Source organism: Variovorax glucosi, assembly GCF_051216695.1.
In the GTDB taxonomy this organism is placed as follows: domain Bacteria; phylum Pseudomonadota; class Gammaproteobacteria; order Burkholderiales; family Burkholderiaceae_C; genus Variovorax.
In genome coordinates this window covers 1-1052 of the sequence record NZ_JBPJZE010000376.1, presented here as the reverse complement: position 1 = coordinate 1052, position 1052 = coordinate 1, and the positions used below count along the sequence as shown (strand labels likewise).

The following is a 1052-nucleotide window of genomic DNA, read 5'->3' as shown; positions in this document are numbered from 1 at the left end:
CGCACATCGACCGGCGCGACCACGCGGCCAGCGCGCAGGTCGCGTTCCGCTTCAACTCGTTCATCTGCCTGGCGTTGGCGGAGCGGCTGGCCGGGCCCGAGGGCCTGCTGCTGATCGCGGTGCTGATCGGAGTGTGCGTGCCCATCTTCAACATCGCGGCCGTGTGGCCGATGACGCGGCATGCGCAGACCGGATTCGTGCGGCAGCTGGTGCGCAACCCGCTGATCGTCGCGACGGTGGCCGGGCTGCTGGCGAATGTGCTGGGCTTGACTGTGCCTGCCTGGGCGACGCCTACGTTGCCGCGTATCGGGGATGCTTCGCTGGCGTTGGGGCTGCTGGCTGCTGGGGCGGGGATGAAGTTTTCCACGCTGGGGGCTGGGAAGGTGCTGGCTGTTTCGGTTTTGGCTATACGGCATCTGTTCTTGCCGCTTGTTGCCTGGGGGCTGGCGCTTTGGTTGCGGCTGGATGCGACGCATGCTGCCGTGTTGATGGCTTTTTCTGCTGTGCCTACGGCTTCCAGTGCTTATGTGCTGGCTGCTCGGATGGGGTACAACGGGCCTTATGTGGCGGGGTTGGTGACGTTGTCTACCTTGTTGGGGGTTGTTAGTTTGCCGTTTGCTTTGGCATTGCCTCGGTGAAGTGCTGTCTTCTGTAGTGCGTTTCGGGGCCGGGTCTCGGCCCGGCGGCCGACTCACTTTCTTTTGCTTCGCCAAAAGAAAGTAAGCAAAGAAAAGGCGACCCTACTGTCTGCGTCCCTGCGCTTCGCTACGGGCAACCTGCGGTGCTCGACTCCGGAGGGGGTCCGCAGAACTCGCTTCGCTCAAACAGCTGCGGCCCTGATCCCTCCTACGTCTGCGCTCCTCGGCGCAGCCAGAAGGGATTGGGGAGCCGGGCGGGCCTTCGCTGCGCTCGGCCCGGTAACAGCCAACAGCCAGTACCAACCACCGCAGGCGCTACGCGCCTGCGGTGGCCTGGTGGCCGAGCGAAGCAAAGGCCCGAGTTGTCTCCAGCCCCTCTGGCTGCGCCGAGGAGCGCAGCGTTTCGCGGATCAG

Annotated in this window: 1 protein-coding gene; it reads left to right on the top strand. The window is 64.7% G+C overall.

Annotation, left to right across the window (positions count from 1 at the left end):
• Positions 1-638 (top strand): AEC family transporter (locus ACSFA3_RS25810; RefSeq protein WP_435508158.1); only part of this gene is annotated, 638 nt, incomplete at its 5' end.
• Positions 639-1052 lie beyond the last annotated feature (414 nt).